The sequence below is a fragment of the Arcicella sp. LKC2W genome (genome assembly GCF_034931005.1).
Lineage (GTDB): Bacteria > Bacteroidota > Bacteroidia > Cytophagales > Spirosomataceae > Arcicella.
In genome coordinates this window covers 250,662-276,445 of the sequence record NZ_JAYGIN010000012.1, presented here as the reverse complement: position 1 = coordinate 276,445, position 25,784 = coordinate 250,662, and the positions used below count along the sequence as shown (strand labels likewise).

Here is a 25,784-nt window from a genome sequence, read left to right as displayed (position 1 = left end):
AACAAATTAATTAATAATATTAAATATTGTCATCATGACGTAGGGGCGTATCGCATACGCCCAAAAAGTCGAGATGTGGGCGTATGCGATACGCCCCTACACAATATCAATTTATTTATTCCAAATACTTAGATTTGAATTATCGAAATCTAATCTATAAATGAATTAGTTATTTAATTTGTAGCCATCTTAGGGTTTTATAAAAGATAAAAATGACTTGATGAACGGAACGTTTCGAATACTGTGTTTTCAATCTTACCTCAATGGTCATTTAATTAAACATACAGGTAAGATAGAAAACATAGATGTCAAAAAAAATCGGTTTTCTTCCTGAAAAGCAATTCTGTTTGAATTTGAGATTATAAAAAACTTTAGGATTATAAACTAAAAATAATTCATCGAAAAGCTATTATTTGTTCCCTATATATATGAAATATACTTTACAAATTTACCCATATTTATTCAAACAAACGATTAAGATTTTAGCCTTAATCTTCTTTTGCTGTTCGGTAGCTTATCCGCAACAACCAGATTCTACGTCCCAAAAATCAGTAGAAATTGTCAGTATGAAGTCTGAAAAGGATAGTTTGATGTTTACAAAACTGAAAAAACGATTCTCTAAAAATAAAATCCTCAACGAAATCTACAATGCTCTTTTTAGAGATGTTTATAACCAAAACTCATCGGGACAAGAAATTATACAGATTGAAGATAATCCTTTCCAAGAATATGAAGGCAGAGTAATTCGTAAAATATATGTGAAACGTAGGCAAGTTTTTGGTGAAAGTATTGCCGATACGAATAGAATTGCCAAAGGGTTCGACCGTTTCCTCAATTCACTACACAGTAATACTAAAGAAAAAGTAATCCGAAAATCATTTTTAATGTTTGATGTTGGAGACATTATAGATGCCGACCGATTGCGTGATAACGAACGTCTGATGCGTAGGAGTTCAATCCTCCACGATGCCCGAATTTTGGTTTTACCAGACCCACAATTTCCTAATTTAGTTGATTTATTGGTCATCACACAAGACATCTGGTCGTTGCTACCCGAAGTAGGATTTAATAGTTTTAACGATTATTATTTGGGCATTAACCAAATCAATGTCAGGGGATTAGGACATTCTTGGAAAAACATTCTCTATTTTAATTATAATGAAAAACCAGCCCTCGAATATTATAGTCAATATACCATTCCGTACATTGGTCGTACTTTTATTACGGGACAAGCAGAAGTAGAATTAAGAAGATTAACCAATCATTATGCAGTCCGTTTTTATCGTCCATTTCTTACGCCTGACATGAAATTGGCGGGAGGTTTTGAAATGAGTAATGACCGAAATAATGTTAATACTTTTCGTGGATATGATGGAACGTCCTTTAAAAATACAGATACTACTTACTTGAAATTTCCGACCAACCGTAATTATTTGGATTTTTGGACAGCTTATGCCTTCAAATTACCGTTTTTGGACAAAGAAGTTCAGCAACGCTCAAGACTGGTTGTTGGCGTGAGATTTTCGGATATTTCTTATACGCAACGACCAACTGTTTCTGCCGACACTAATCAATTATTTAGAAATCACCGAGATTATTTAGCAGGAATTGGATTCTCGAATAGACGTTACAAACGAGATTTTTTGATTTATGGTTTTGGACTCACCGAAGACGTTCCTTATGGATATTTGGCAACTTTGGTGGCTGGCTTTGAAAATTCAGATATTTTCGGGAAACGCTGGTACTCAGGCATTAAACTCGCCAAAGGGCAATATATTGGCAAAGCTGGCTATATTTATGGATTACTAAATGCAGGAGGATATTCAAATGGGACAACAGGTTTGAGCATAGAGTCAAACTACTTCAGCACCTTACACACTTATCGAAAAAGAACACAGGTACGTCATTTTGTAAACCTTCGTTACGCATTTGGCAATAACCGATACACTGGTGAATTTGTAAATGTAAACCGAGAAAATGGGATTCTGGACGTAAATAGCGATAAACTATGGGGAACTAAAAAATTAGGCATCGGCTATCAAATTGTCTTTTTCTCACGACTAAACTTTGTGGGTTTCAGAATTGCCCCATTCTTTCAAACCGATTTTGCTTTTGTCAATCCTAAAAGTCAGTTCTTGCTAAATAAAGTGCCTTATACGGGCATTGGCATTGGTATTCGTTTGAGAAATGAAAATTTAACTTTTAATACCTTTCAGATTAAATTTTCATATTTCCCTAATTTGCCCGATGTCCAAACCTTGAATTTTGCCTTCAATGATACTTATAATCTTCGTTTGAGAGACTTTGATATTTCAGCACCAGAGATTGTTCCGTTTAGATAAACGGTCTATATTATCCTCCAAAACTACCGTTTAATAAGTCTTTGCTATCAAATACAACAAATTTCGTTTAACCTATGTTGGTACATTAAAGATACAGACATATATTTCGTATTGATATTTATGCCCTACATGACTTATGACAATAGAAAAAGATATAAAACAAAAAAACTTCAAAAATCCTTATAATAAATTAACGGTCAATTTGATGTACACAAATGGTTGGCTAACTAATCAATATGCCCAAATATTAAAGCCGTATCAATTAAGCACTCCTCAATACAATGTTCTGAAAATTCTACAACAAATCTATCCAGAGCCTGCAAATATTAATTTTATCATCGAAAGAATGGTTGACAAAATGTCTAATGTTTCTCGTTTGGTGGATAAATTAATTGCGAAACAATTGGTTGTAAAGGTCAAGTCAACAGAAGACCTCCGCTCTGTTAATGTGGCACTTACGGCAAACGGCACTATACTTTTGAAGGAATTAAACCAAAAAATTATCGAGTCAGAAGCTAATTTTATTAGATTAAATGACGCAGAAATAAATTTATTGAACATTTTACTCGAAAAAACAAGAAATAGCAAAACCATAAACAATTGATTTTCAGCAATTTAAAAAACATTAACAAATAATTAACAATTCAATGTATTGACATCTAATGTTTATACATTAATTTTGAATCACAAACAAGATGAGCATAGAAAAAGATATACAGCAAAACAGTTTCAAATCCACCTATTCTAAGGCGGTTATCAATATCTTTTACACAAATAATTGGTTGACATCATTGCAAATGGAGATTTTTAAGCCTTTTGACTTAACGCCACAGCAATATAACGTTTTGAGAATTTTACGTGGTCAATATCCAGAACCCATTACTGTAATTGCTATTATTGAAAGAATGCTTGACAAAATGTCTAATGCCTCACGTTTGGTAGATAAATTATTAGCTAAAGAATTGGTTATCAGAAAAATTTGTCCCAATGACCGCAGAGCAGTTGACGTAATTATTACTCAAAAAGGGTTAGACCTCTTAGCAGAATTAGACGTTTTACAACAAAAATGGGAGCAACAATTACACGGACTTTCTGAATGTGAAGCCAATCAATTAAGTTTTCTTTTGGATAAATTAAGAAATTCAGACCCGAGCAATGAACTCGAAGAACTTACTAAGAAAATTACCAATAATTAATACAATAGAATTTCAACAATTCTAAATCATAATAATTCTTTTTAACAATTAAATTTTAAGCAAAAATGAAAGTAATTAAATTCATCGCAAGTATTTTAGTAGCTGCTTTATTTGTAAACGTTGCAACGGCTGGTACTCCATCAAAAGTAAGCAAAAAAGCAACTTTGTCAGTAGATACAAAAGCAAGTAAAATCCATTGGTTAGCTAAAAAAGTAGCAGGTCAACACGAAGGAACAATCGGAATTACTTCTGGTTCATTAGTAGCTGACGGAGCAAAAATCTCAGGTGGTTCATTTGTAATTGACATGAAATCAATCGTTTGTACTGATATTACAAATGCAGAATATAACCAAAAATTCATCGGTCACATCACTACTGGTGATTTCTTTGAAGTAGAGAAATTCCCAACTTCAACTTTCAAAATCACTAAAGTTGCTGGTTCAAACATTACTGGAGATTTAACAATGAAAGGTATCACAAAGTCAATTACTTTCCCTGCGAAAATTGCAGTTGTAGGTGGTAAAGTAACGGCAACCGCTTCTATTCCAGTTGACAGAACTGATTTTGGTGTGAAATACAACTCTAAAAAATTCTTTGATACAATCGGTGATAAAGCTATCGACGATGTATTCAACTTAGACGTAACTTTAGTAGCTGGTAAATAAGAATTAGTTTGAACAACTCATACTAAAACGGCGAAACACCACGTTTACTAAACAGTTTCTCATTAGTCCTCACATTATTCAAACCTTTAAGTTTGAATTTTGTGGGGATTTTTTGTTGACCAAATTCTTTTTTTAGTTATTGGTGATTAGTTATTAGAAAATTAGTGAATTAAAAGCTGAATTATATCCACAAGATTTATTCTATCCAATAATTATAAGTCACCATTAACAAACACTCAATACTGCCCAATAGCAAGCAATACCAATGTACACGCTTCCTCTGTTTTTATTCCTTTTGCTTGAGCCATTGCTTCAAATTCAGCATTTTCAGTGCCTGGATTAAAGATAATTCTACGTGGATTTTGCTTTAAAATATAATCGTATAGTGCAGGTTGATTTTTAGGCCCAACATACATCGTTACGGTATCAATATCTTCAAAATCAGGATAATTGGTTTGAATCTTATGCTCTTGTATGACACCCTCCTTTTGTCCTACCAAAACAATTTCATGTCCGTGAGCCAATAAACTGTTTGCAGCCTTAAAAGCGTAACGTTCTGTATTGGTCGAAGCTCCTATTATTAAAGTTTTCATATTATTTAAAATCGATTTAAGTATTTATGCAATATTTTTTCTGAATTGATGTAAAACAACTAATGAATTTGCAATGTTTTGCGTATTTTCTGCGTATTTTTTCTTAATTTAAAACAATTTTTAGGACTCTTTTAGTTTCTCAAAAAGTTATTACGACCATTTTTATATAAAATTCATGAATATTCCAGAATCGTATGAGGGTTTTCGCCAGTCATGGGTGAATAATCCGCAGACGGCTATATCGTCTTATATAGCTAAGGAGCAGTCCTTTATACCCAATTTACTACCCGAACAAGCAGTACAAATGCCAGCAGTGCAATTAGCTTATCTTTTAGAAAAAAGATTTGGACAACAAGCATTTTACCAAGCATTAAACCCTGCCAATACGATTGAAAGTCCTGTGAATCACGAAATAGATGGAACTTGGCTGAAAACGGTAAATATGGTAGGAATTAACGTTCGCACAATTGGGAGTTTCTGGAATGTTATAAAATATGCGATGACTTTACCAACTGCCCAGTCCTCAATTCATCTTTTACCCATTTGGGAATGTGGCGTTGTGGCAAGTCTCTATGGTATAGCCAGTTGGAATATAAATCCTGAGTTTTTTGATGCAGAATTAGCCATTTCTTTTCCGCATCTTGATACTGTCGAAAAACAATTAAAAGTTACTTGTAATTTATTACACTTAATGGGAAAAACAGTAGGAATGGACGTGATTCCACATACTGACCGTTATTCAGAAGTTTCTTTGGCAAATCCGCAGTTTTTTGAGTGGTTACAACGCCGTGAATTTGACATTATTGACCATTCTGAAAACTTGCACGAGAAAGTACAAGAACGTATTTTAGATTTTTTGTATCAATATGGAGGAACGGTTGCAGAACATTATTCAAGACGTAAAGAAGATTTTTTTAACAATGACATTTATTCGGAAGAACAACGTTTGAAATTTCTCTTCGGTGAAAAAAACAATCTTGAAGGACGTAACAAACGTAGGAATCAACTTATCAATCATCTATTTGCCGAAGGCTACGAACCCGTACCTGCAACGATGGCACCACCATATAGAGGACTCGAAGTTGACCACCGTGAAGAAGCAAAAACCATTGATGACGATGGAAGAGTTTGGCGGGATTATGTAATTGCTAAACCACAAGCAATGTCAAGAGTTTTTGGACCTTTGGCAAGAGTGAAATTATACGACTCAAAAAATGAAAATCGAGATTGGGAAGTTGACTTTTCAAAACCAAGACAAAAAGTTTGGGATTATATGGCTCAAAAATATTTGAACGTTGCCCAACATTATAATTTTGATTTTATGCGTGGAGATATGTCGCACGTACAGATGAATCCTAATGGCACTCCATCAAATCCAGACAATTATTATGACATTCATAAATATATCAAATATGTAGTACGTCAACAAAAACCGTCATTCGGCTATTTTGCTGAAAGTTTTTTAGCTCCACCCAATACAATGGCTTATGGAGTGGAAGAAGAACATCTGGAAGGCTCAGATACGGATACGACTTTAGGAGACTTGCAATCTATGGTAGTAGGGTCAGAAAAGTTTGTTTCAGAATTTGCTCGTTATCATTATTTATTGACAACTCGTAAATTTGCCCCTAACTTTACAATCATGACTGCCGATAAAGATGACCCACGTTTTGATGAATTTTATGTAAAAGGCAACGAAATCAGAATGTTTATTGGTTTATTCTTGACAGATATGCCTTCTTATATGGCTTTAGGCTTTGAGCAACGAGATACACATTTATCGCCTGCCCCCAATGAACATTATACCAAATTGTATGTTTTCCAATTATCAGAAGGTGATAAAGCAACACATGGAAAATACCACTGGGGACAAAATGGCAAGTTGTTTAGCAATATTAGTATTTTAAAACAGATTTCGGAAAAGATAAACCCATCAATACAAAACCAAGAAATTGAATGGATAATCCAACCAGATTTGACAGGGCAAAAAAAGGTAATTGCTTGGACACAAAAAATAATCCAAAAATATTTATTTATCGTAAGTTTAAATACTGAGTTTACGATTGAAACTGATGAGGTCAAAAATATCATAGAATCTAAAAATGCAAAACCATATTTCTCTACGCATTATACAAGTTCTAATGAGCCAATGGTATTTCCAAATAATCTATTAAGTGCAGGAGAATGTAGAATATATGAAATTTAGTTTTTTGAAATAACCAATCACTTTGACCTTAACATAAACTTGTTTAAACAAGTTTAATCCTTTTTTTTTAGTAGCATTATCATATCACTAACTTTTTATACAACCACTAAAACATTTATTACTGTCACTAATTATCAAAATAAGTTGTAAATGAACTCGTTAATTAAGTCATCAATTCAGCATTAACAATTAACTTTTCAAACATTATAAACGACCCATTGTTGAAATATACAGTAGTAAAGATTGAACTAAATTAATTCCCCTATGACGGAGAAAAAAGCAGGTATTGGCATCAAAAAAAACACCAGTTTTTGGAATGAAAAATGGGTAACCATCCCATTTCCAGAAGTGGAAAACCCACCCACTTACAAAATATCAAATTATGGACGTTTGAGAAGTTTTCAGAACGACCCAGAACATGGTGATATTATTGGAGGGTCCAAAATTCAAGGTTACAAATCATTAAACATTAGGGCAAAAGGCAATAAATCATTGAACCGATATGTCCACAAATTAGTAGCGGAGTTTTTTGTTTCAAAAGATGACGACGAAAACAGAAAGTTCGTTCTTCATCTCGACCATGATAAGTTAAACAATTATTGGGAGAACCTAAAATGGGCTACTCGTGATGAAATGACTATTCACAACCGTGAAAACCCTGCGGTGAAAGATAGAGTTATCCCGAAACGAACAAAGAATTACAAACTCACTGAAAGTAAGGTAATTATGATTAAGAAGATGTTAAAATCGGACAAAAATCGCTTGAAAATGATTGCCAAACAATTTGGTATTACGCATACTCAATTGAATCGTATTCGTTCAGGAGAAAACTGGGGACACGTGAAGTTGGAAGATTAATTTTGTTTCGGAACTATCTACAATTTGTCGCAGAATAAAATTAGACCACAGATTGTACTGATTCAACGGATTTACACGGATAAATTTAAAGAAAAATCAGTGTAAATCTGTTTTATCCGTGGGCTAATTTTGTCTTGCGACAAATTGTAGATAATTCCGTTTTGTTTTGACAATCATACAAAGCTGAATTTATCAACGCTTTCATAAAGATTGGAAAACATCCCGAAAGTTTGACCCCTAACGGAGTTGTTTCGGGATGTTAAAATAGCTAATCACCATTCAGTTCTACTTTGGCACTTTAAAATAAAGATGGGAATTTGGGTATTTATAGTCCAACTTCCCGAAAGTCAAATTTGGTCAATTTATTTAAAGTGCCAAAGTAGAATTATTTAATTCTACAAATTTCCTTTTCTCATTTCCTTCACGGCATAATCAACAGAACGAGCCGTAAAAGCCATATACGTCAATGATGGATTTTGAGTAGAAGTTGAAGTCATTGATGCACCATCAGTTACAAAAACGTTTTTGCACGAATGTAAAGCATTCCATTTATTCAGAAGCGATGTTTTTGGGTCTTTTCCCATTCTTACGCCACCCATTTCATGAATATCCAATCCTGGAGTTCGGTTAGAATCATTCGTTCTGATATTTTTGAAACCTGCTTTTGTGTACATTTCGGTCAATTGCTCAAAGAAATCTTTGGTCATTTTTACGTCATTATCGTCATAATCCACCGAAACTTTCAACTGAGGAATTCCCCAAGGGTCAACTAATGTTTTATCCAAAGCCACATAATTACTTTCCTTCGGAATGGTCTCTCCCATCATGTGCGAACCTACGCTCCAAACATTATTTAATTTCGGATTCAAGATTCCTTTTTTCAAATCTTCACCCAAACCATTTCTGTCATCATGTTCGTATCTGTTTGCCCCAAATCCAGAAGCATAGCCACGCAAGAAATCAGTTTCTTGTTTCAATAAATTGCGAAAACGTGGAATATATGGCGAATTTGGACGACGACCGTCGGTTGTACTGTCTAAATATCCTTCATATTCAGCATTAATAGTGGCACGATAATTATGAAATGCTACGTATTTTCCGAGCAATCCGCTATCATTGCCCAAACCATTTTGAAAACGATTTGACGTTGAATTCAATAAAATCAAATTGGTATTCAAGGCAGCAGCATTCACAAAAATGATTCTTGCATAATACTCAATCATTTCTTTGGTGTTTGAATCAACAACTCTTACGCCTGTGGCTTTGCCTTTTTTCTCATCGTAAATGATAGAATGTACAACCGAGTCTGGACGCAATGTCATTTTGCCTGTTTTGGCAGCCCAAGGTAAAGTAGAAGCATTACTACTGAAATATCCGCCGTAAGGACAACCACGTTCACAAATGGTACGATGCTGACAAGATGCACGCCCTTGGTCGAAATGAATTTGTTTAGGTTTTGTTAGATGAGCCGCACGACCCATGATGATATGACGGTCTGTATAATTTTTGGCAACCGACTGACTAAAATATTTTTCAACGCAATTCATTTCGTGCGGTGGCAAAAACTCACCATCAGGCAAAGAAGCCAAACCGTCTTTATTTCCTGAAATTCCTGCAAATTTCTCTACATAACTATACCAAGGAGCAATATCTGCGTATCTGATAGGCCAATCAACAGCAAATCCATCACGAGCTGGCCCATCAAAATCGTATTCCGACCAACGTTGTGTTTGTCTTGCCCAAAGTAATGATTTTCCACCCGTTTGATAGCCACGAATCCAGTCAAAAGGTTTTTCTTGTACGTAAGGATGTTCGGCATCTTTTACAAAAAACTGTTCAGTTCCTTCATAAAAAGCATAACATTTACTCACAATAGGATTGGCATCTTTTACTTCTTTTTTTATTTGATTTCGATGTTCAAATTCCCATGGTTGCAACATCGTTGTTGGATAATCAGCCACGTGTTTTACCTCACGTCCACGCTCCAAAACCAAAGTCCGTAATCCCTTACCTGTTAATTCTTTAGCTGCCCAACCACCACTTATTCCCGAACCCACTACGATGGCATCAAACGTTCTATTTTTTACTGAGTCTATATTTATATTTGACATTTTTTCGATGTTTGTAATTTTAAATTTGTTTGGCACAAATCGAGATTTATTTCTTTGCAGGAACACAACCGTAATAATGACCTGGAGCAAATTCAAATTTTCTAAGATTGGTCATTACATATTCAGAGTTGAGATAACCTTGAATAGTAATATTTTTAACTAAACCTACAAACGCCTTTTCTTCAGTATTGTCAGATTTAGACATTTTCGTCAAAACTTCCAATTTTTGCATAGCATCGCAGTCGATAAAGTTCTTAGAAAAATCTTTTTTTGCATTTGCATCTACCGATTCTAAACCTTTTTTGAAAACCTCCTGAGCTTTTTTGTCGTAGCAATCAGTAATCATTTTAGGAACAAACTGATGTACATTCAACTCTTTCGCTCCGAGTGTGTCGGTTTTAGGAATTATCGTTTCAACGATTTCGGCTAAAAGTGCCTCTTGCGAAGCAGATACAAAAAAATGAGTGTTTTTTACGCTTTCATGATTCCAAGCATTTGCCCATGACGGCAACACGATGGCACTACCAATGGTTAAAGCGATATTTTTTATGGCTGAACGTCTTTGCATTTGATATTTTTTTTTGATACAAAACAAAAGGCTAAACATAAAATTAGCCTATCAAAATTGACAGGCTAATTTTATACTTTAAATATACAAGAATTTCTGAATTACGCTATCCTTTATTATCGCTTAGAAATTTATCATTTTCAAACAAACTGGCGTTGGTACAGCAATTTCTTTGCCTGTTGGAGTCAGGGTTCCTTTTACTTTATCACGTTTAAAAATTACGATATTATCCGTTTTTTGATTTGCCACCAAAACGAAATTTCCAGTTGGGTCAATCATGAAATTTCTTGGTACTTTCCCCATCACAGATTGCTCTCCAATATATGTTAATGTGCCTGTTTTAGGCTCAATTGCATAAATCACGATAGTATCATGAAAACGATTTGAACCATATAAAAATTTTCCGTCGGGAGATACGTGAATATCTGCACATGAATTATCTCCTTTAAAATCAGCAGGAAGTGTTGAAAGGCTTTGTTTTGCTACCAATGAACCATTTTTATAATCAAATACCGTTACTTGGCTTGATAATTCTTGAATGACATAAGCGAACTTTCCATTTGGGTGCATCGTAAAATGTCTTGGACCAGAACCGTCTTGTACCTTCGTAAATGGCGGATTTCCATCACTCAATTTACCTGTTTTAGTGTCCAATGAATAGGTAACAATTTTATCAATTCCCAAATCTGCTACAAAATATCCTGATTATTAGGTGCAAAATTGATAGAATGAACGTGTGGTTTTTCTTGACGTTCCGCATTTACCCCCTTTCCTTCATGTTGAATAGTTTGTGTTGGTTTGCCCAAGCCACCATTGGCTTCTACGGGTAAAACCGTTAAACTACCTGCTCCATAATTACCTGCAATTACCCATTTGCCTGTTTTATCAATGGCTACGTGACAAGGGAAATTTCCGTTTGAAGATTGTGTGCTTAGTTGAGTTAAATCACCTGATTTTTTATTGAATGAAAAAGCATAAACAGCTCCGTTATTATCAACTTCTCCTGCCGAATAAACGTATTTTTCATCAGGAGAAATAGCTAAGAAAGAAGGATTTTTGATATTTTTTGCAATACTTTCTGCTTTAAATTCCCCCGTTTTAACATTGAATTTATAGACATAAATACCTTCACTTTTACCAGTTGTGTATGTTCCAACTAAAAGATGAAAATCATTGGTCTTCGCTTTTTTTGTAGGATTTTGGGCAAATGCAACCGAATTAGCAAGTAGGCTAAATGCTATGGAAAAAATTTGTATGCGTTTCATAGTGAAAGATTAAAATTTATGAGACCACAATTTAAGGATTTTTTATCTTGAAACACAAAAAAATACCCTGCACAGGCGTACCTTGCAGGGCGGGATATATATTTAGGTTATTGGATACGTGTGATTGGTTAATGGTTGATTTGTCTTGTTAAGATTTTGCTTTTTATGAGATATTGTTGGTTAGCGGTCTGACTATCGTCTGACCAAGTTACTATTACCAATTGGTTATTGGCGGTATGACTATCGTCTGAACGAGTTACTATTACCAATTGGTTATTGGCGGTATGACGACTTGTACCGATAACCAATCTCCAATAACGAATAACTACTTATCAAAACTCAACTTCCACATTTCTTTTAAATCCTTTACGATTATCGTCAAAAGGCATAACAATTTTCCATTGATGATTATGATAACGTGCTGAGATATTTTCTAAATCAACAAAATTTGGAAGCATTAGTTGTCCAATGGTTTGTTGAACGTAATTGTCAGCGATTTCCTGTTCTGCGGTTTTCAAAACAGGTTGTAAAGCATAAAGTAACAGGCGGTTTTCTTCAATATCTACTTTCAAATGGTCAGCTTCCAAACCTGCTACTTTTACAAAAACTTCGTAAGCATTTTCTGTTTGATTAACTTGAATATTGGGTTCAACTCGTCCACCGTTTAGAGTATTACTAAAATCTATATTGGCTAAAATCTCTCTTGGGATTACTATTTTCTTATTTTCCATGATTGTGCAGTTTGTCATTTGTTGTTTGTGCTTTGTAAGCTTCAAATCTTATACCAGCCAAAACATCAAGACATTATGTCTTCTTTGCTTTAATCAACAAAGACAAAATGGCATCTTTATCATTAAAGTCAATAAAAAACCTCCTATAAGTTGAAAACTCACAGGAGGTTTTGATATTCTAATTTTAACAAATTTCTATTTTACAATATATTTACCCGCATCGTCAACCGTTACTGTTGGAACAATATTTCCGTTTTCAAAAGCATCATAACCAGGTTTTAGCCATGACCAAAATTCTAATAAAGTAGCATTTGAAGCATATTCACTTTTCAAGGCTGAATAGTTTTCGTCGGTCATTTTATTTGGGAAAATATGAATTGGAATTTCTTGCTCTCCACTTTTTGCTCGTGCCGCCAATAAGTACAATTCTTTAATATTTTCGTCTCCCACAGGAATACAACCAATAGTAATACAAGAACCATGTACAAAAATATTATCGCCTGGATTTAACCAATCTGCCAATTTTTTATCGGAAGCATTTGGATAACCCACTCTGAAAGACAAATAATAATTACTGGTTGGATTGAAAGCGTCAATGGTATAAAAACCTTCGGGAGTTTGTCTATCCCCTGAACGGCGTTTGGGGCCTAAAACACCTGTACTGGAACAAAAATCATACACTTTAATGAGTTGAAATTTTCCTTCTTGTTTGTTTTTTGCCCACACTTCAAATTTCTGTTCCTTTTTGAAAACTCTAAAAAACAGGTCAAAATTAGAAGTATTCACGCCTTTGGAAGCAAGCATTTCATCAACGACTTTACCCTTAGATTTTAACGCTTCTCTTACTCTTGGAAAACGTAATTGTGCTTGGTAAAAATCAATGGGCGGATTTGTTAAAGAACATAACAAAACAAACAGCGGAATATAAAGTAGCAGTTTTTTCATAGTGATTTATATGGGGGAAAAATTTGGATGCAATTTATGAATTTTGAGGCTAAAGACAATTTTCTGGAAACGTGGATTAGTACAAAAGTTATTTTACGTGAAAATTCTTAAATTCGTACTCAAAAATTAAATATGACAATTACAGAATTCAATAACTCACTCACAGCGTTAAATCCTCCGCAAAATATCTCTGAAATCCTTGAGGCACTCTGGTACGATGGAAAAGATGATTGGGAATCGGCTCATAATATTGCTCAGTCGCAGGAAGGAACACAAGCCTATGACCGCCTTCATGCGTATTTGCATCGCAAAGAAGGTGATGACTGGAATGCCAATTATTGGTACAGAAGAGCCAAAACAACTATGCCTAATGTCAGTTTGGAAGAAGAATGGAGACTTTTGGTAAACCAGTTCTTGGCAGTTTAGTTTTAGTCTTTGCGTTTTTATTCGTAATTTAACATATCATTTCACATCATTTTAAGCCACAAATTGCACAAATTAGGTAATTTTTTCAGGTTTCTTACAAAGTTGCCTGCATAATTTTATCTGACTGGTGTTATTTGTGGCTTCAATATATAACTCATAATAGCCTGACTCTAAACATTTTAATACATTTCCATAAGTAGTGGTATAAAATTTGTCTTATTACAAATAACAAATAAACAGACCCTAATGTCAAAACGATTTACTTCCTTACTAAAACTCATTTTTACTAAGAAAAACATATTTTTAATCCTTGCATTGGCAACTTTTGGCTTGGCGATGCTCATGTTTTTCATCACCAAGAAAGGTCCTGTAAGTGCTACTGAAGACAAATATCTGTATAATATTCAGACCAAAGTTCAAGAAGAAATTCGTTCTTCAAATGAAGATTTAGCAAAAGTTGTAACCTTAGTTTCACAATCAAAAGATACCACTTTTTCTCACCTCAAAACAGGCACAATTCATCCCTATTTCATCTTCAAAAATAGTAGGTTAATTTTCTGGTCTGACCACCGATTTATACCAGAATATCAAGCAGTTGAAGGTAATTATAACCTCAAATCCATTCAAACGCCAGAGGGGAAATTTATTGTAAATCGCCGTTTAGTGATTGGTACGCCCGATAATTTTGAAATATTTTCGGTAGTCACTTTATTCCGTCAATTTGAATCGGAAAGTAATCACATCAAAACCAATTACAATCCTAATATTTTCACCGCCGACCCACAACAAATTGAGACATCGCCAGTTGCTGCAACGCACCTAAATATGTATTCTGAAACGAAGGAATTTTTATTTTCGGTAACTCCTTCAAAAATTGATAACTTAAAAAACCAATCCATTCCTTCAAATGTCATTCTTTTGGGACTATTGAGTATGTTTTTTTTGGTGGTTTATCTATTTGCATGGATTTGGTATTTGAACACAACGCACCGTTATGGTAGAGGTTTTTTACTGCTCATGGGGTATTTTTTGTTATTTAGAGCCATCATGCTTTACTACAATATTCCTTTTATTTTCTACGAATCAGCACTTTTTAATCCTAAATTTTATACCTCATCAATCATTGCTCCGTCACTTGGAGATTTGCTTTTAAATCTTACAATTATTATCATTTTATTGATTTATTTGGTAAATAATTACTATAAAATGAAGCGATATTTTTGGTTATTACACTTGCCAGACATTGCAAAAAAGATAATATCAGTAATAATTATTATTCTGAGTTTTAGCGTGTTTCAAGGTTTTTACCGACAATTACAAAATGTCTATGAAAAATCAGCTTATCAATTAGACCTTGCCCTAAATATTGATTTTTTAGAAAAACCTTTAAAATTATCTTCATTGGGTGGGTTTGTGTTGCTTTCAATTGTTTATTTTTTAGCCACACACTTATTGACGAATCTTGTTATAAAACTTAATAGAAATGCCAAACGTTGGGGATTTTTTGCTCTTTTGATTGGCTTATTAATTTGGAGCATAATCATTCTGAGTCTTCAATCTTCAAACATTTTATTAATTCTCTTACATGGGCTTTATGTAGCTTCACTTTTGATTAGTCAGTTTCCTAAATTTTTATATACTTTCCGTTATCAAACTTCTATTTATTTCTTTTTGGGTGCGTTGGCGTGTGCAATTTTAGGAACGTATGTAATTCACCATCAAGCTATTAGAAAAGACTTTATTCAAAAACAGGCTTTTGGAAATAAATATTTGGCTGAAAATGATGAAATCGGAGAATTTAAACTTAGCAAGGCCAATGTAGATATTAGTAAAGATTCTACCTTGAAAGAATTGATAAAATCAGCGTTATTACCTCGTGAACAAGTTCAGAATTTTATCCGAAGAGAGATTTTAGATAGTTATTTTGACTATTACGACACCGAAGTTTCGGCTTTTGATGTTAATGGAAAATCATTAGATAACGTTTCGGATGCACTCAGTTTTCAAGATTATGAGAATAAATACAAAACGCAAAAATATCGGACAGATTACAATAATTTGTTTTTCATTAACGATGTTAGCAATGGTTATCAAAAGCAATACATTGATTTTATTCCCTTATTAAACGCTGAAAATAAAGCAATTGGCTACGTTATCATTGACTTGCGAAAGCGTAATGATGCAACCCGTGACGCTGCACTTGCGGATTTACCAACCAGTGGCGAAGAACAATTGGAAGCCAGTAATTATAGTTATGCCGTTTACGAAAATGGACGAATTATCAAATTGGGCGGAAAAAATTATAATTACGAGCGTAAAATGCCGCTCAGTTTAGTAGAAGGCAAACAAATTAGCGAAGAAGGAATTATTGACAACGGTTACAATCACGTAGCAGTTACTAATAAAAATGGACGTAAAATTGTGGTTTCGTCAGAACAAATTAGCCTTGCCACCATTTATTCTAACTTCTCATTTTTGTTTCTCATTTTGGTTGTAACCATCATTTTTATTATTTTGGTTTATGCCATTCGCTATGGATTTTCAAACCTGAATGTCAATTTTGCGACCAAAATCCAGATTTATCTCAATGTTGCCTTCTTACTTCCACTTATTTTGGTAGTCGGTATTACGCTCAGTATTATTGGTACAAAACTATCTGAAAGTCAAGAACAGTCGTATGTAAGTCAAACTGAAAATGCTGGAATCAGTATTTTACCTGCCGTTGATAGGTTTATTCAAGGGAAAATGAGTAAGCAATTCTTGACTGATACGCTCAAAAATATTTCAACAAATACCAAAAAATACGTTAGTGTTTTTGACACAACAGGTCGTTTATTGGCAACCAATAAATTATTAAGTTACGAAACTGGAATTGTTTCAACTTACTTAAATCCAGAGGCTTATATCAGAATTATTGAAGAAAAAGAACACAATGCCATCATTCCAGAATCAATGGGAAATCTAAATTTCATGGGTTCTTATGTAGGAATAAATGCCAATGATGGAACATTAGCAGGTGTGGTAAGTATTCCTTTTTACGACTCAAAAGTGGCTTACGAAAAAGAAGTTGGAGCTGTTATTGGTTCTTTACTGAATACATTTACCACGATTTTCTTGGGTTTATTACTACTTTCATACTTCGCTTCGAATGTATTAACTGTTCCATTGCGACTGATAACCAACAAGTTACGAAAAGTAGATTTGAGCAAACCAAGTGAACCACTTGCCTGGCGTTCAGATGATGAAATTGGCGTTTTGATAAAAGCCTACAATGATATGTTGGTAAAATTGGAAGAATCGAAAGTGGCTTTGGCAGATACTACCAAACAGTCGGCTTGGCAACAAATGGCAAAACAAGTGGTTCATGAAATCAAGAATCCACTTACACCGATGAAATTGTCGTTGCAATTGCTACAACACAAATTATCAAGAGGTGCAACGATTGATACTGCCCAAATAAAAGACCAAATTGAATCTTTAACAGGACAAATTGACAATTTATCGTACATCGCCAATTCATTCTCAGATTTTGCTCGTTTGCCAATTCCAAAACGTGAGGTTTTTGATTTTGTTTATGAGGTAAATAAAGTAGCCAATTTATTCTTTGAAGACAAGAAAATTAATATTTCAAAAGACGTTCCGAACAAAGCCGTAATGGTTTGGGGTGACCGTCAATTGACAGGCAATATCATCAACAATCTTTTGATGAATGCCATTCAATCTGTACCTTCTGAACGCAAACCTGTTATTAGAATCAAGGTTGAAATCAATACAGAATCTGTAACTTTTAGCATTACAGACAACGGAATTGGGGTCTTGAAAGAAAATCATAGCAAAATTTTCATGCTTGATTTCTCTACTAAAGCCGAAGGAACAGGCGTTGGGCTTGCCCTTGCCAAATGGGTAGTGGATAATTCAAAAGGAAGTATTTGGTTTGATACCGTGCAAGATGTGGGAAGTACGTTCTATTTTACACTGCCTTTGGCGATATAAAAATTATGACAGGAATCATCAATTATGAAACGTTTTTATTAACTGGTATTTTGCTAAATGTCACTCCTGGGAATGATACTATTTTTATTATCTCAAGAAGTATGGCTCAGGGGAAAAAAGCTGGAATAATGTCAGTTTTAGGAATCGCTACGGGAAGTATTGTTCATACTTTTTTGGCGGCGTTTGGTTTGTCCATTATCATTGCAAAATCGATTTTGGTTTTCAATATTGTAAAGTACGCAGGTGCAATTTATCTTTTATATATTGGTTTCAAAATGCTAACAGATAAAGCCGTTTTGAATACCGAAAATCTATTAGAAAGTCCAGAAACAGACTATTTTAAAGTCTATCGAGATGGCGTAATAACCAATGTCTTAAACCCCAAAGTTGCCTTGTTTTTCATCGCTTTTTTGCCCCAGTTCATTAATTCAAACGTAAAAAACACCGTTTTACCATTTCTTACGTTGGGTTTCTCGTTTACGGTTACAGGTACAATTTGGTGTTTAATTTTAGCTCTTTTCGCTTCCACATTTTTTTCAAAATTGAAAGGAAACACAAACATTACCAATTATATCAATAAGATTTGTGGCATAACACTCATTGCCCTTGGAATAAAAGTGGCTTTGACGGAAAGAAGGTAATTTCGACTTATATAAGTTTCTCAATCTGAATGCTTAAACCTTTCAAAATTCGATAAATATCGAAAACTTCATCAGCTACACACGAAAAATCCTTACTAATAGCATATTCATTATCGACCAATGCCATAAAATACCAATCTCTTCCAATAATATAACTTCCAAATATTGGTTTCTGATTATTATTTAGCTTTTGAGCAACCAACATGGCAATTAAAGCCTGACCAGTTGGGTCACCATTAGGGTCAGTCTGTCGTTTATACTCACTCAAACAAAAATAGGGTATTTTAGGATTTCGAAATCCCGTTGCAATCATTCCATCAACTTTACCACTTAACTCATATTCACCAAGCGTTATTGAAAGCTCTCTTTCTAAAAAATATGAGTATTTTTGATTCGCAATATCTGAAAATACAATTAATGGACTGATAAATTTATTTTCAAGCTCAACTTCATTCCAGTTATCTCCCCCAAGAGTAAGATATTTTTCACTCAGATTTGACAAGTATCTTGTTTCATAAGCATCAGCTTGGTACTCATGAGCTAACAGTTCTTCTAAAATAGGTAATCTTCTAACTTGTTGTAAGCCGAAGGTCTCTTCAATTTTATCTAAAGTCCATTCTCTAAAATTACTTTTATACATGATTTCTAAATAGTTTTATTCAAATTTACGAAATATAAACCCCACAAGCAATCTCAAAAGTCTTTCCACTTTCCAAAACCAAAAGTCCATCGCCTGAATTATAAGCGTCGGTATTTCCTGTCATTGGCTCAATAGCGATACAATCTCGACTGGCAGGAATATACACTACCGTAAAAGTAAAACCACCTTTCATACCCTCTTGCCAAACATTCAAACTCATGTTTTTCTTAGGAGAATGTAGTTTTGAAACAATTTTACTCGACGTTTTCATCGCAAAAACGGCATCTAACGTTTTCCCTTTCAAGTCCATTATTCCTGAAAAATTTACAGGGATTTTATCTACTGAAATCATCTGACTATCAGCACTATATTGATGGGTCGCTGGAAAATCAATCTGCCAATCATCGGCTTTTTCTCCTTCAATTTTAAAGTATGGATGCCAACCCAAAACCATTGGCATATCTCTTGTTCCTGTATTTTTGATAGAATAATTAATTTCTAAACCTTCATCAGAACTAAAAATATGGGAAATTTCCAACACAAAAGGAAAAGGAAAACCTAAAGCACCACCATAATAAGAATATCGCAAAGTCAAGATGGCTTCTACTTCATTAACGGTTTCTTCTATAACTTCAAAAGGAGCAAAACTCACCAATCCATGAATAGCATTTTTCAGACCAATTTCATTGACAGCTAACTGATAATCAACATTTTGAAAATTATATTTACCATTTCTTACCCGATTTCCCCAAGGAAATAAATGAGCTGATGGGTAAGCATTCATACCTGCTAAAAGTTTTTCAGCCGTATTTCCACATTCAATTACATGATGAAGATGACCATCTTTTTGCAAAGTCATTTTACGAATCATTCCACCAAATTCTGGCAAAATATATAAAGCCTCACCCGTTTCTGGATTTGTCAAAACATATTCTGTAAAATGTCCGAAAGGTTCTTTTGTGATTTTCATAATATTGATATTCGTTTCTTGATGTTTGGTTTTTGATATTGGGTTTTCGTTTTTTGATGTTTCACTTAACAAATATCGAAAAAAGAACATCCAATAAAATTACATTTCACCTTCAACTCCCAAGCCGAAAAGGGCAAAATCATATTTTGCAGGGTCATTTGGGTCAAGTTTTTTGAGATTTTCTGTTAATTCTACCGCCGTCGTCCAATCTGGTTTAGGTCTTTGAATAAGTCCCAAATGGCGTGCAACTCTATCAACATGGACATCGCAAGGGCAAATCAATTGTGATGTTTTTATATTTGTCCAAATACCAAAATCAACACCTTTATCGTCCTGACGAACCATCCATCTCAAAAACATATTGATACGCTTGCAAGAAGAATTTCTGATTGGCGTAGCAATGTGTTTTCTCGTTCGTTCTGGAAAATCTTCTAAACTAAAAAAACGGTCATGAAAATTTATCAGATGCTGTTTGGTATTCAATTCTTGATTTGAATTTTCATACAAAAATGCTTCTTCTAAGCTTTCATGTCTATGATAAAAGTCTTGAAACCAAGCGATAAAATACAGGGTATCGGTAGCATTGAAGGTACGATGTTTGAAATTCAGAAGACGTTTTAAGTCAGAATCTTGATGATTAACTACAAAATCATACGGCGAATTATCCATCAACTCAATCAATTCTTTACACTTATTGATGATGGTTTTACGCTGCCCCCATGCCAAAACTGCCGCCCAAAAACCCATGATTTCAATATCTTGTTTGCGTGAAAAAAGATGAGGAATACAAACGGGGTCGTTGGGAATAAAATTTGGCTGATTGTACTGCAAATACTTTTCTTCTAATAAATCAGCAACGTAGGAAGTCATTTTGAGAGTGGGATGAATGGTAAAGTAATATTCAAAGCGAAAAGCGATTTGCGAGAAAGCGAATGATTAAATTACTGTAAGCCAATAACTTTCATGCGTTCTATTTTGCAAATTCCCTACAACCAACACTTGTTTTACTTAATTTTTGAGCCAAAGAAAGCAATGATTCTTGAAGGAATGGAAAATACCCAAACGATAACTGTGTAGAGAAAAGCAAAGGTAGCAATGGCTGGAAATGCCAATGTATAGAGGACATTAAATACGATATGTCCGAAAGTGATTTGTCGTTTGTTGCGTGGCATTGTTAACAGTATTCAGTAACCAATTAACAGTTATCAGTAAAAAAAGTTTACCAAAAGCAAAATAATTCATTTTCGGATAACTGTTTACTGATAACTGTTCACTGAATTAAGGGGTCATATAGCTTATTTCAGCTCTAATTCGTTTATCAGAAGGATTCAATTTTTCAAATGCTCTTGGCGATAATTTGATTATTACTTTATCGCTACCAATATCTGGTAATTTTCCAACCACTTTTACCCAAATACTTTGTCCGTTTGATGAATTTTTCACGTTCACGAGTGTTCCAATTGGAGCTGAACGGTGAAGAGCTAAATATTTTCCAGATTTATCTTCTACATCTATTAATTCTGCTAAACCTGTTTCAATCGTTTTCTTATAACCTGATGAAGTTTTTGAAGTTTCGGACGATGTTTTCGCATCGCTAACATCTGGTTCTGTTGTTGGTTTTGTATTTATTACATTACTGCCCAAATTAGTATCTTCAACTTTTACTACTTCTCCTTTAGCTGGTAAATCTCCTGCTTTTTTAGCTCTCTCATATTCTCGGGCATCAACAATAAGTACTTGACCTGCTGTCAATTGGTCAGTCGTTAAGTTATTCCACTTTCGCACATCTGCCATTGTAACTTTGTACTTCGTTGCAATTGAGTATAAACCTTGTCCTGATTCTACCACGTGCGAAACCATTTTCACCGATTCTGTTGGTGTTGGTATAGTTGCTGGCGGAGAAGGTACAGATTTATTCACAGGAGCAGTTGCTACCACATAACCTTTATAAGGAATTTTGATAGTTTGCCCAACCTGAACGCTTTCAGAAACACCTGGATTGGCTGCCTTAAACTCAGCAACTGAACTTCCATAGCGTTTTACAATTGAAAATAAAGTCTGCTTAGGAGCTACTTTATACAAAACAAACGACTTACCTCCCTCCCTTTTTAGTCCAATAGAATCTTTTACGGTTTCAGCAGAAAAAGACGAGAACATCACTGAGGTTAAAGCACAAGTAAGAGCTGTTTTAAGGGCGGATTTTGGGTTATAGTTCATAACCGATGAATTGAGTTTCATTTTTAACATATAACAAAGTATCGGATTTCACTGTAAAAGTATCTATTCCAACACCTTCGGTTTCTGCAATGAGGTCGTTTAGTAAAATTTCTCGCTCTCTATTGGTCACTAAAAGATAGTTTTGGAATGATTTCTCTCTGTAAATATAATAAGAAATTATAATCTTGTTACTTATTTCGAGATAATCTACTGCTTTTTGGGCTTCTATCCCCAATAAACGATACAAAAATTTAAAAATTGTAGGAAAATGAGGGCTATCTTCAGGGTAATGAATTACCGATGAAGTAGCTGTGTGATTGTCTAATTGAGTGATGGAAGGTCTATTTTCATGCAACTCAATATTTTTATAGATTGGATAATTATTTTCTAACTGATAAACGACTAATATATCATCTTTAAAATCAAAGAAAACCCAGTTGTCTAAACGTTGAATCACCTCTCCAGTTTGTATATTGAGGATTAAAACGCCTTCTGGTTCTGGTTTTTGTTGAGACGAATATTTATGTAAAATCAAGTATTCTTTGAATATGCCCACTAAACCTAACCACCAAGACTTTTCGGGACGATTGTTTTCCCATAATACATTTCCTGTCAATAAATTAATGCCCGAAAAACTCACTTGACGACTTAATTCATCACGAATTTCTAAAGCAGCATAATCACCGCCAAAAGCCGTATTCCAAATTTTCCCTGATAATGTATGATTGATTTTTTGTTTCATTGCTGATATTTTCGCAAACTTTTACTTTACCACTGCCAAACGACTTACTAAAGTCTCCTCCCCTTTTGCATTGCCACTAAAAATTAAATAAATCCCCGTTTCTACCCGCCCACCAGATAATGTACGACCATTCCAAACGGCTGTTCCTCCATTGGCACGAGTTTCATATACTAAATTTCCTGCTACATCCGTAATTTTTACGTAAGCATTTTCGACTAATCCTTCAATCCCAATTTGTCCTTCAAAATCTGGTCTGACTGGATTGGGGAATACTTTTACGGCATTTTCATCTTGCTTTGAACTTCCTTCAGTTGCCGTTCCTCGATACGAAATCATCCCTTTTGTTGTTCGAATATAAATTTCGCCAGTTTTAGGTTCAGCCGTAATATAGGATATTTCATTGGTGGGTAGTGGTGAGTTTTTTTCGGTGAAATTGCTAACTAATTCTGTCCCGTCTGAATTGAACAAAAAGATACCATTTTTAGTCCCCATCCATTTTCTATTACCACCATCAACTGCAATAGCCGTAACGGTTTCGTTGCCCAACAATCGTCTTCGTTCAAATACAGGTGTATAAGCATCAAAATTCTTCCCACTAAAAACAGCATTAGGACTATCAAAAACCACAACACCTCTGTCTGTGCCTACCCACATTTGTCCATCTTGGTCTAATGCCAAAGACTTTACAGAATTACTTGGCAAGTTTCCTGAGCCAACACCTGTATAAATCAATTGTCGTTGTTTTTTAGGATTTTCCACTAATATTCCCCCATAATCCCCTTGTCTTACCCAACGATTTCCGTCTAAGTCTGTTACAACAGAATCTTTCCGAGTCTGATAAAGTGTATCGGTACTACTTGGGCTAAAAGTTCTATAATTTCCTTGAGCATTACTCAACAATCCATTTGTATAATCAGCCAGCCAATATTTCCCTTGTGTGTCAGCTTGCAGTGTTTTGGGTTGAACAATTTTAATTTCAGTAATTTTATTTAATTTAAAATTATCTGTATTTAAAATATTTATAGAATTTAAAGTTTTTACAAAATATTCTTTATTATTTATATTTTCGATATTTTCAATTTTTTCTGAAAATTTGAGAAAATTATTATATTTACCATTCTGATACGTAAAAATTTCGCCAATATCAGAAGCCAATATTAATCCATTTTGATAATTACTAATGGATAAATTTCGATTGATTAAGGTATTCCAATTTCCAAAAAATTGAAGATTGATATTTGAAGCAAACTTTGCTCCTCTGATTCCCTGTGAAGTTGATAAATAAATACTATCAGGTGTGAAAACCGTTTTATAAATATTGATTAATGAGCCATTATTACCTAAATTTTGATACGTTTCTCGAATATCTTGTTTCTCAATATCTAAAACCACTAAACCGAAGTCGAAAGCCAAATAGGCTATTTTACCTTTAACTTCAATATGGTTTGCTTTTTTATTTCCTTGAACTGAAGTTGATTCTTTCAATAAAGGGACATTGAATATTTTGAGAGGTTCACCATTGGAATTGACGGTCAATAAATCAATATTTCCAGACTGATAGGCAATAACCAGTGTTTTTGTGATTGAATTATACTTAATTTTAGCAATACTTGTTTCTGTTAAACCATCAATTTTCGATAATTTAATGGCTTGATTATCAGCAGTATCGTAGTAGAAAAAACCATTTTCGGAAACACAATAAATATTTCCTTCTACAATGGCAACATCTTTGGTATTCAAATAATTGAAATGTGTTTGCCAAGTACCAATTTGGGCAAAAGTTGTGAAACTGATTGAAAAAAACAAAAGGCACAACACAATGAATTGTCTGTGGAAAGTCGGACAATTAAAAGATAACTCCAGAAATCTTACTTTTACAAATGAAAACATTTTCTGCATCTTGCTTCGTAGCTATCGGTTTCACCTAACATTACTTGCTCTTGGGCGGCGGTTTTTCGGTATGAATAATTGGCTACATCTCCACAAACTACACAAACTGCGTGTACTTTGGTGATGTACTCGGCAATTGCCATCAATGCGGGCATTGCTCCGAATGGTTTACCTTGAAAATCCATATCGAGCCCTGCAACGATAACTCGTTTGCCTGAACTGGCAAGGCTATTTACTACTTCAACTATTCCTGAGTCAAAAAATTGTACTTCATCAATACCAACTACGTCACAATCGCCAGAAAGCAATAAAATTTCTTGTGCAGACTGAATGGGTCTGGAGCGAATCATTAAAGAATTATGCGATACAATGTTTTCTTCGTGATAACGTGTGTCCAAAGCAGGTTTAAATATTTCTACTTTCTGCTTGGCAATTTTAGCCCGATTGAGACGGCGAATGAGTTCTTCTGTTTTGCCAGAAAACATAGAACCACAAACGACTTCTATCCAACCTGTACGTTTTTCGTTTTGCTGATGTTGATTATGATAAGGCTCAATAAACACGTTTTTAATGGAATAGTTAAGGGTGAAAATAATTGTTTACGAAGATACGAGATTTTGGAGTTAGTGGAAAACGAATCAACATTTGTAATATTTTTTAGGTAAAATAAGAATAATATCGCTCCAAGTATAAATATTATAGAAATCTAAAAATAATACAATTGAAGATGATTCTAATTTGACTTTTTAAAGACGATTTTGTATTTTTGATATTATTCACCCACA

At 34.2% G+C, this 25,784-nt stretch carries 22 protein-coding genes and 1 pseudogene; 9 read left to right on the top strand and 14 right to left on the bottom strand.

Features of this window, described 5'->3' with window-relative positions:
• Positions 1-428 precede the first annotated feature (428 nt).
• From VB796_RS12040 to VB796_RS12025, 4 genes are all read left to right on the top strand, one after another.
• Positions 429-2,342, top strand: coding sequence for a hypothetical protein (locus tag VB796_RS12040; protein ID WP_323346790.1), 1,914 nt, complete (start codon positions 429-431; stop codon positions 2,340-2,342).
• Between the two features lie 136 nt (positions 2,343-2,478).
• Positions 2,479-2,946, top strand: a complete 468-nt coding sequence (locus tag VB796_RS12035) for a MarR family winged helix-turn-helix transcriptional regulator (RefSeq protein ID WP_323346789.1) — start codon at positions 2,479-2,481, stop codon at positions 2,944-2,946.
• Between the two features lie 91 nt (positions 2,947-3,037).
• Positions 3,038-3,538, top strand: coding sequence for a MarR family transcriptional regulator (locus tag VB796_RS12030; protein ID WP_323346788.1), 501 nt, complete (start codon positions 3,038-3,040; stop codon positions 3,536-3,538).
• A 65-nt stretch (positions 3,539-3,603) separates the two neighbouring features.
• Complete coding sequence (locus tag VB796_RS12025) at positions 3,604-4,203, top strand: YceI family protein (protein WP_323346787.1); 600 nt, start codon at positions 3,604-3,606, stop codon at positions 4,201-4,203.
• A 236-nt stretch (positions 4,204-4,439) separates the two neighbouring features.
• On the opposite strand, the gene VB796_RS12020 is transcribed toward VB796_RS12025, so the two are convergent.
• A complete protein-coding gene (locus VB796_RS12020) occupies positions 4,440-4,796 on the bottom strand; it encodes a CoA-binding protein (RefSeq protein ID WP_323346786.1) in 357 nt (118 codons plus the stop codon).
• A gap of 175 nt (positions 4,797-4,971) precedes the next feature.
• Between VB796_RS12020 and VB796_RS12015 the strand changes: the two genes are divergently transcribed.
• The gene (locus VB796_RS12015; RefSeq protein WP_323346785.1) at positions 4,972-7,002 is read left to right on the top strand and encodes a hypothetical protein; all 2,031 of its coding nucleotides are present in this window, start codon (positions 4,972-4,974) and stop codon (positions 7,000-7,002) included.
• A 264-nt stretch (positions 7,003-7,266) separates the two neighbouring features.
• Positions 7,267-7,860, top strand: coding sequence for an HNH endonuclease (locus VB796_RS12010; RefSeq protein WP_323346784.1), 594 nt, complete (start codon positions 7,267-7,269; stop codon positions 7,858-7,860).
• A 395-nt stretch (positions 7,861-8,255) separates the two neighbouring features.
• Here the strand turns inward: VB796_RS12010 and VB796_RS12005 are convergent, their stop codons facing one another.
• From VB796_RS12005 to VB796_RS11985, 5 genes and pseudogenes are all read right to left on the bottom strand, one after another.
• Positions 8,256-9,971 (bottom strand): GMC family oxidoreductase, encoded by a 1,716-nt coding sequence (locus tag VB796_RS12005; protein ID WP_323346783.1) that lies wholly within the window; start codon positions 9,969-9,971, stop codon positions 8,256-8,258.
• A gap of 46 nt (positions 9,972-10,017) precedes the next feature.
• Positions 10,018-10,539: a gluconate 2-dehydrogenase subunit 3 family protein gene (locus VB796_RS12000; protein WP_323346782.1), complete on the bottom strand. Its 522-nt coding sequence runs from the start codon at positions 10,537-10,539 to the stop codon at positions 10,018-10,020.
• Positions 10,540-10,662: 123 nt separating this feature from the next.
• Positions 10,663-11,804, bottom strand: a pseudogene (locus VB796_RS11995) (lactonase family protein).
• Between the two features lie 332 nt (positions 11,805-12,136).
• The gene (locus VB796_RS11990) at positions 12,137-12,535 is read right to left on the bottom strand and encodes an Hsp20/alpha crystallin family protein (RefSeq protein ID WP_323346781.1); all 399 of its coding nucleotides are present in this window, start codon (positions 12,533-12,535) and stop codon (positions 12,137-12,139) included.
• A gap of 195 nt (positions 12,536-12,730) precedes the next feature.
• Positions 12,731-13,480: a L,D-transpeptidase family protein gene (locus tag VB796_RS11985; protein ID WP_323346780.1), complete on the bottom strand. Its 750-nt coding sequence runs from the start codon at positions 13,478-13,480 to the stop codon at positions 12,731-12,733.
• A gap of 132 nt (positions 13,481-13,612) precedes the next feature.
• Here VB796_RS11985 and VB796_RS11980 point away from each other — a divergent pair, with 132 nt between their 5' ends.
• The 3 genes from VB796_RS11980 (at position 13,613) to VB796_RS11970 (ending at position 18,540) form a co-directional block, all read left to right on the top strand.
• Entirely contained in the window at positions 13,613-13,906 is a 294-nt protein-coding gene (locus VB796_RS11980) for a hypothetical protein (RefSeq protein WP_323346779.1), read from the top strand.
• A gap of 246 nt (positions 13,907-14,152) precedes the next feature.
• Positions 14,153-17,899: a HAMP domain-containing sensor histidine kinase gene (locus VB796_RS11975; protein ID WP_323346778.1), complete on the top strand. Its 3,747-nt coding sequence runs from the start codon at positions 14,153-14,155 to the stop codon at positions 17,897-17,899.
• A 5-nt stretch (positions 17,900-17,904) separates the two neighbouring features.
• Positions 17,905-18,540, top strand: a complete 636-nt coding sequence (locus VB796_RS11970) for a LysE family translocator (RefSeq protein WP_323346777.1) — start codon at positions 17,905-17,907, stop codon at positions 18,538-18,540.
• Between the two features lie 7 nt (positions 18,541-18,547).
• Here the strand turns inward: VB796_RS11970 and VB796_RS11965 are convergent, their stop codons facing one another.
• From VB796_RS11965 to VB796_RS11930, 8 genes are all read right to left on the bottom strand, one after another.
• Positions 18,548-19,180: a hypothetical protein gene (locus VB796_RS11965; RefSeq protein ID WP_323346776.1), complete on the bottom strand. Its 633-nt coding sequence runs from the start codon at positions 19,178-19,180 to the stop codon at positions 18,548-18,550.
• Positions 19,181-19,205: 25 nt separating this feature from the next.
• The gene (locus VB796_RS11960) at positions 19,206-20,150 is read right to left on the bottom strand and encodes an aldose 1-epimerase (RefSeq protein ID WP_323346775.1); all 945 of its coding nucleotides are present in this window, start codon (positions 20,148-20,150) and stop codon (positions 19,206-19,208) included.
• A 99-nt stretch (positions 20,151-20,249) separates the two neighbouring features.
• A complete protein-coding gene (locus VB796_RS11955; protein ID WP_323346774.1) occupies positions 20,250-21,020 on the bottom strand; it encodes a TIGR02757 family protein in 771 nt (256 codons plus the stop codon).
• A 134-nt stretch (positions 21,021-21,154) separates the two neighbouring features.
• Positions 21,155-21,322, bottom strand: a complete 168-nt coding sequence (locus VB796_RS11950) for a hypothetical protein (RefSeq protein WP_323346773.1) — start codon at positions 21,320-21,322, stop codon at positions 21,155-21,157.
• Positions 21,323-21,428: 106 nt separating this feature from the next.
• A complete protein-coding gene (locus VB796_RS11945; RefSeq protein ID WP_323346772.1) occupies positions 21,429-22,388 on the bottom strand; it encodes a LysM peptidoglycan-binding domain-containing protein in 960 nt (319 codons plus the stop codon).
• Complete coding sequence (locus VB796_RS11940; RefSeq protein WP_323346771.1) at positions 22,357-23,109, bottom strand: DUF4905 domain-containing protein; 753 nt, start codon at positions 23,107-23,109, stop codon at positions 22,357-22,359. Before VB796_RS11940 ends, VB796_RS11945 begins: the two co-directional genes overlap by 32 nt.
• Positions 23,110-23,130: 21 nt before the next feature.
• Positions 23,131-24,999 (bottom strand): two-component regulator propeller domain-containing protein, encoded by a 1,869-nt coding sequence (locus VB796_RS11935; protein WP_323346770.1) that lies wholly within the window; start codon positions 24,997-24,999, stop codon positions 23,131-23,133.
• Entirely contained in the window at positions 24,984-25,562 is a 579-nt protein-coding gene (locus VB796_RS11930; RefSeq protein ID WP_323346769.1) for a thymidine kinase, read from the bottom strand. Before VB796_RS11930 ends, VB796_RS11935 begins: the two co-directional genes overlap by 16 nt.
• Between the last annotated feature and the right edge of the window lie 222 nt (positions 25,563-25,784).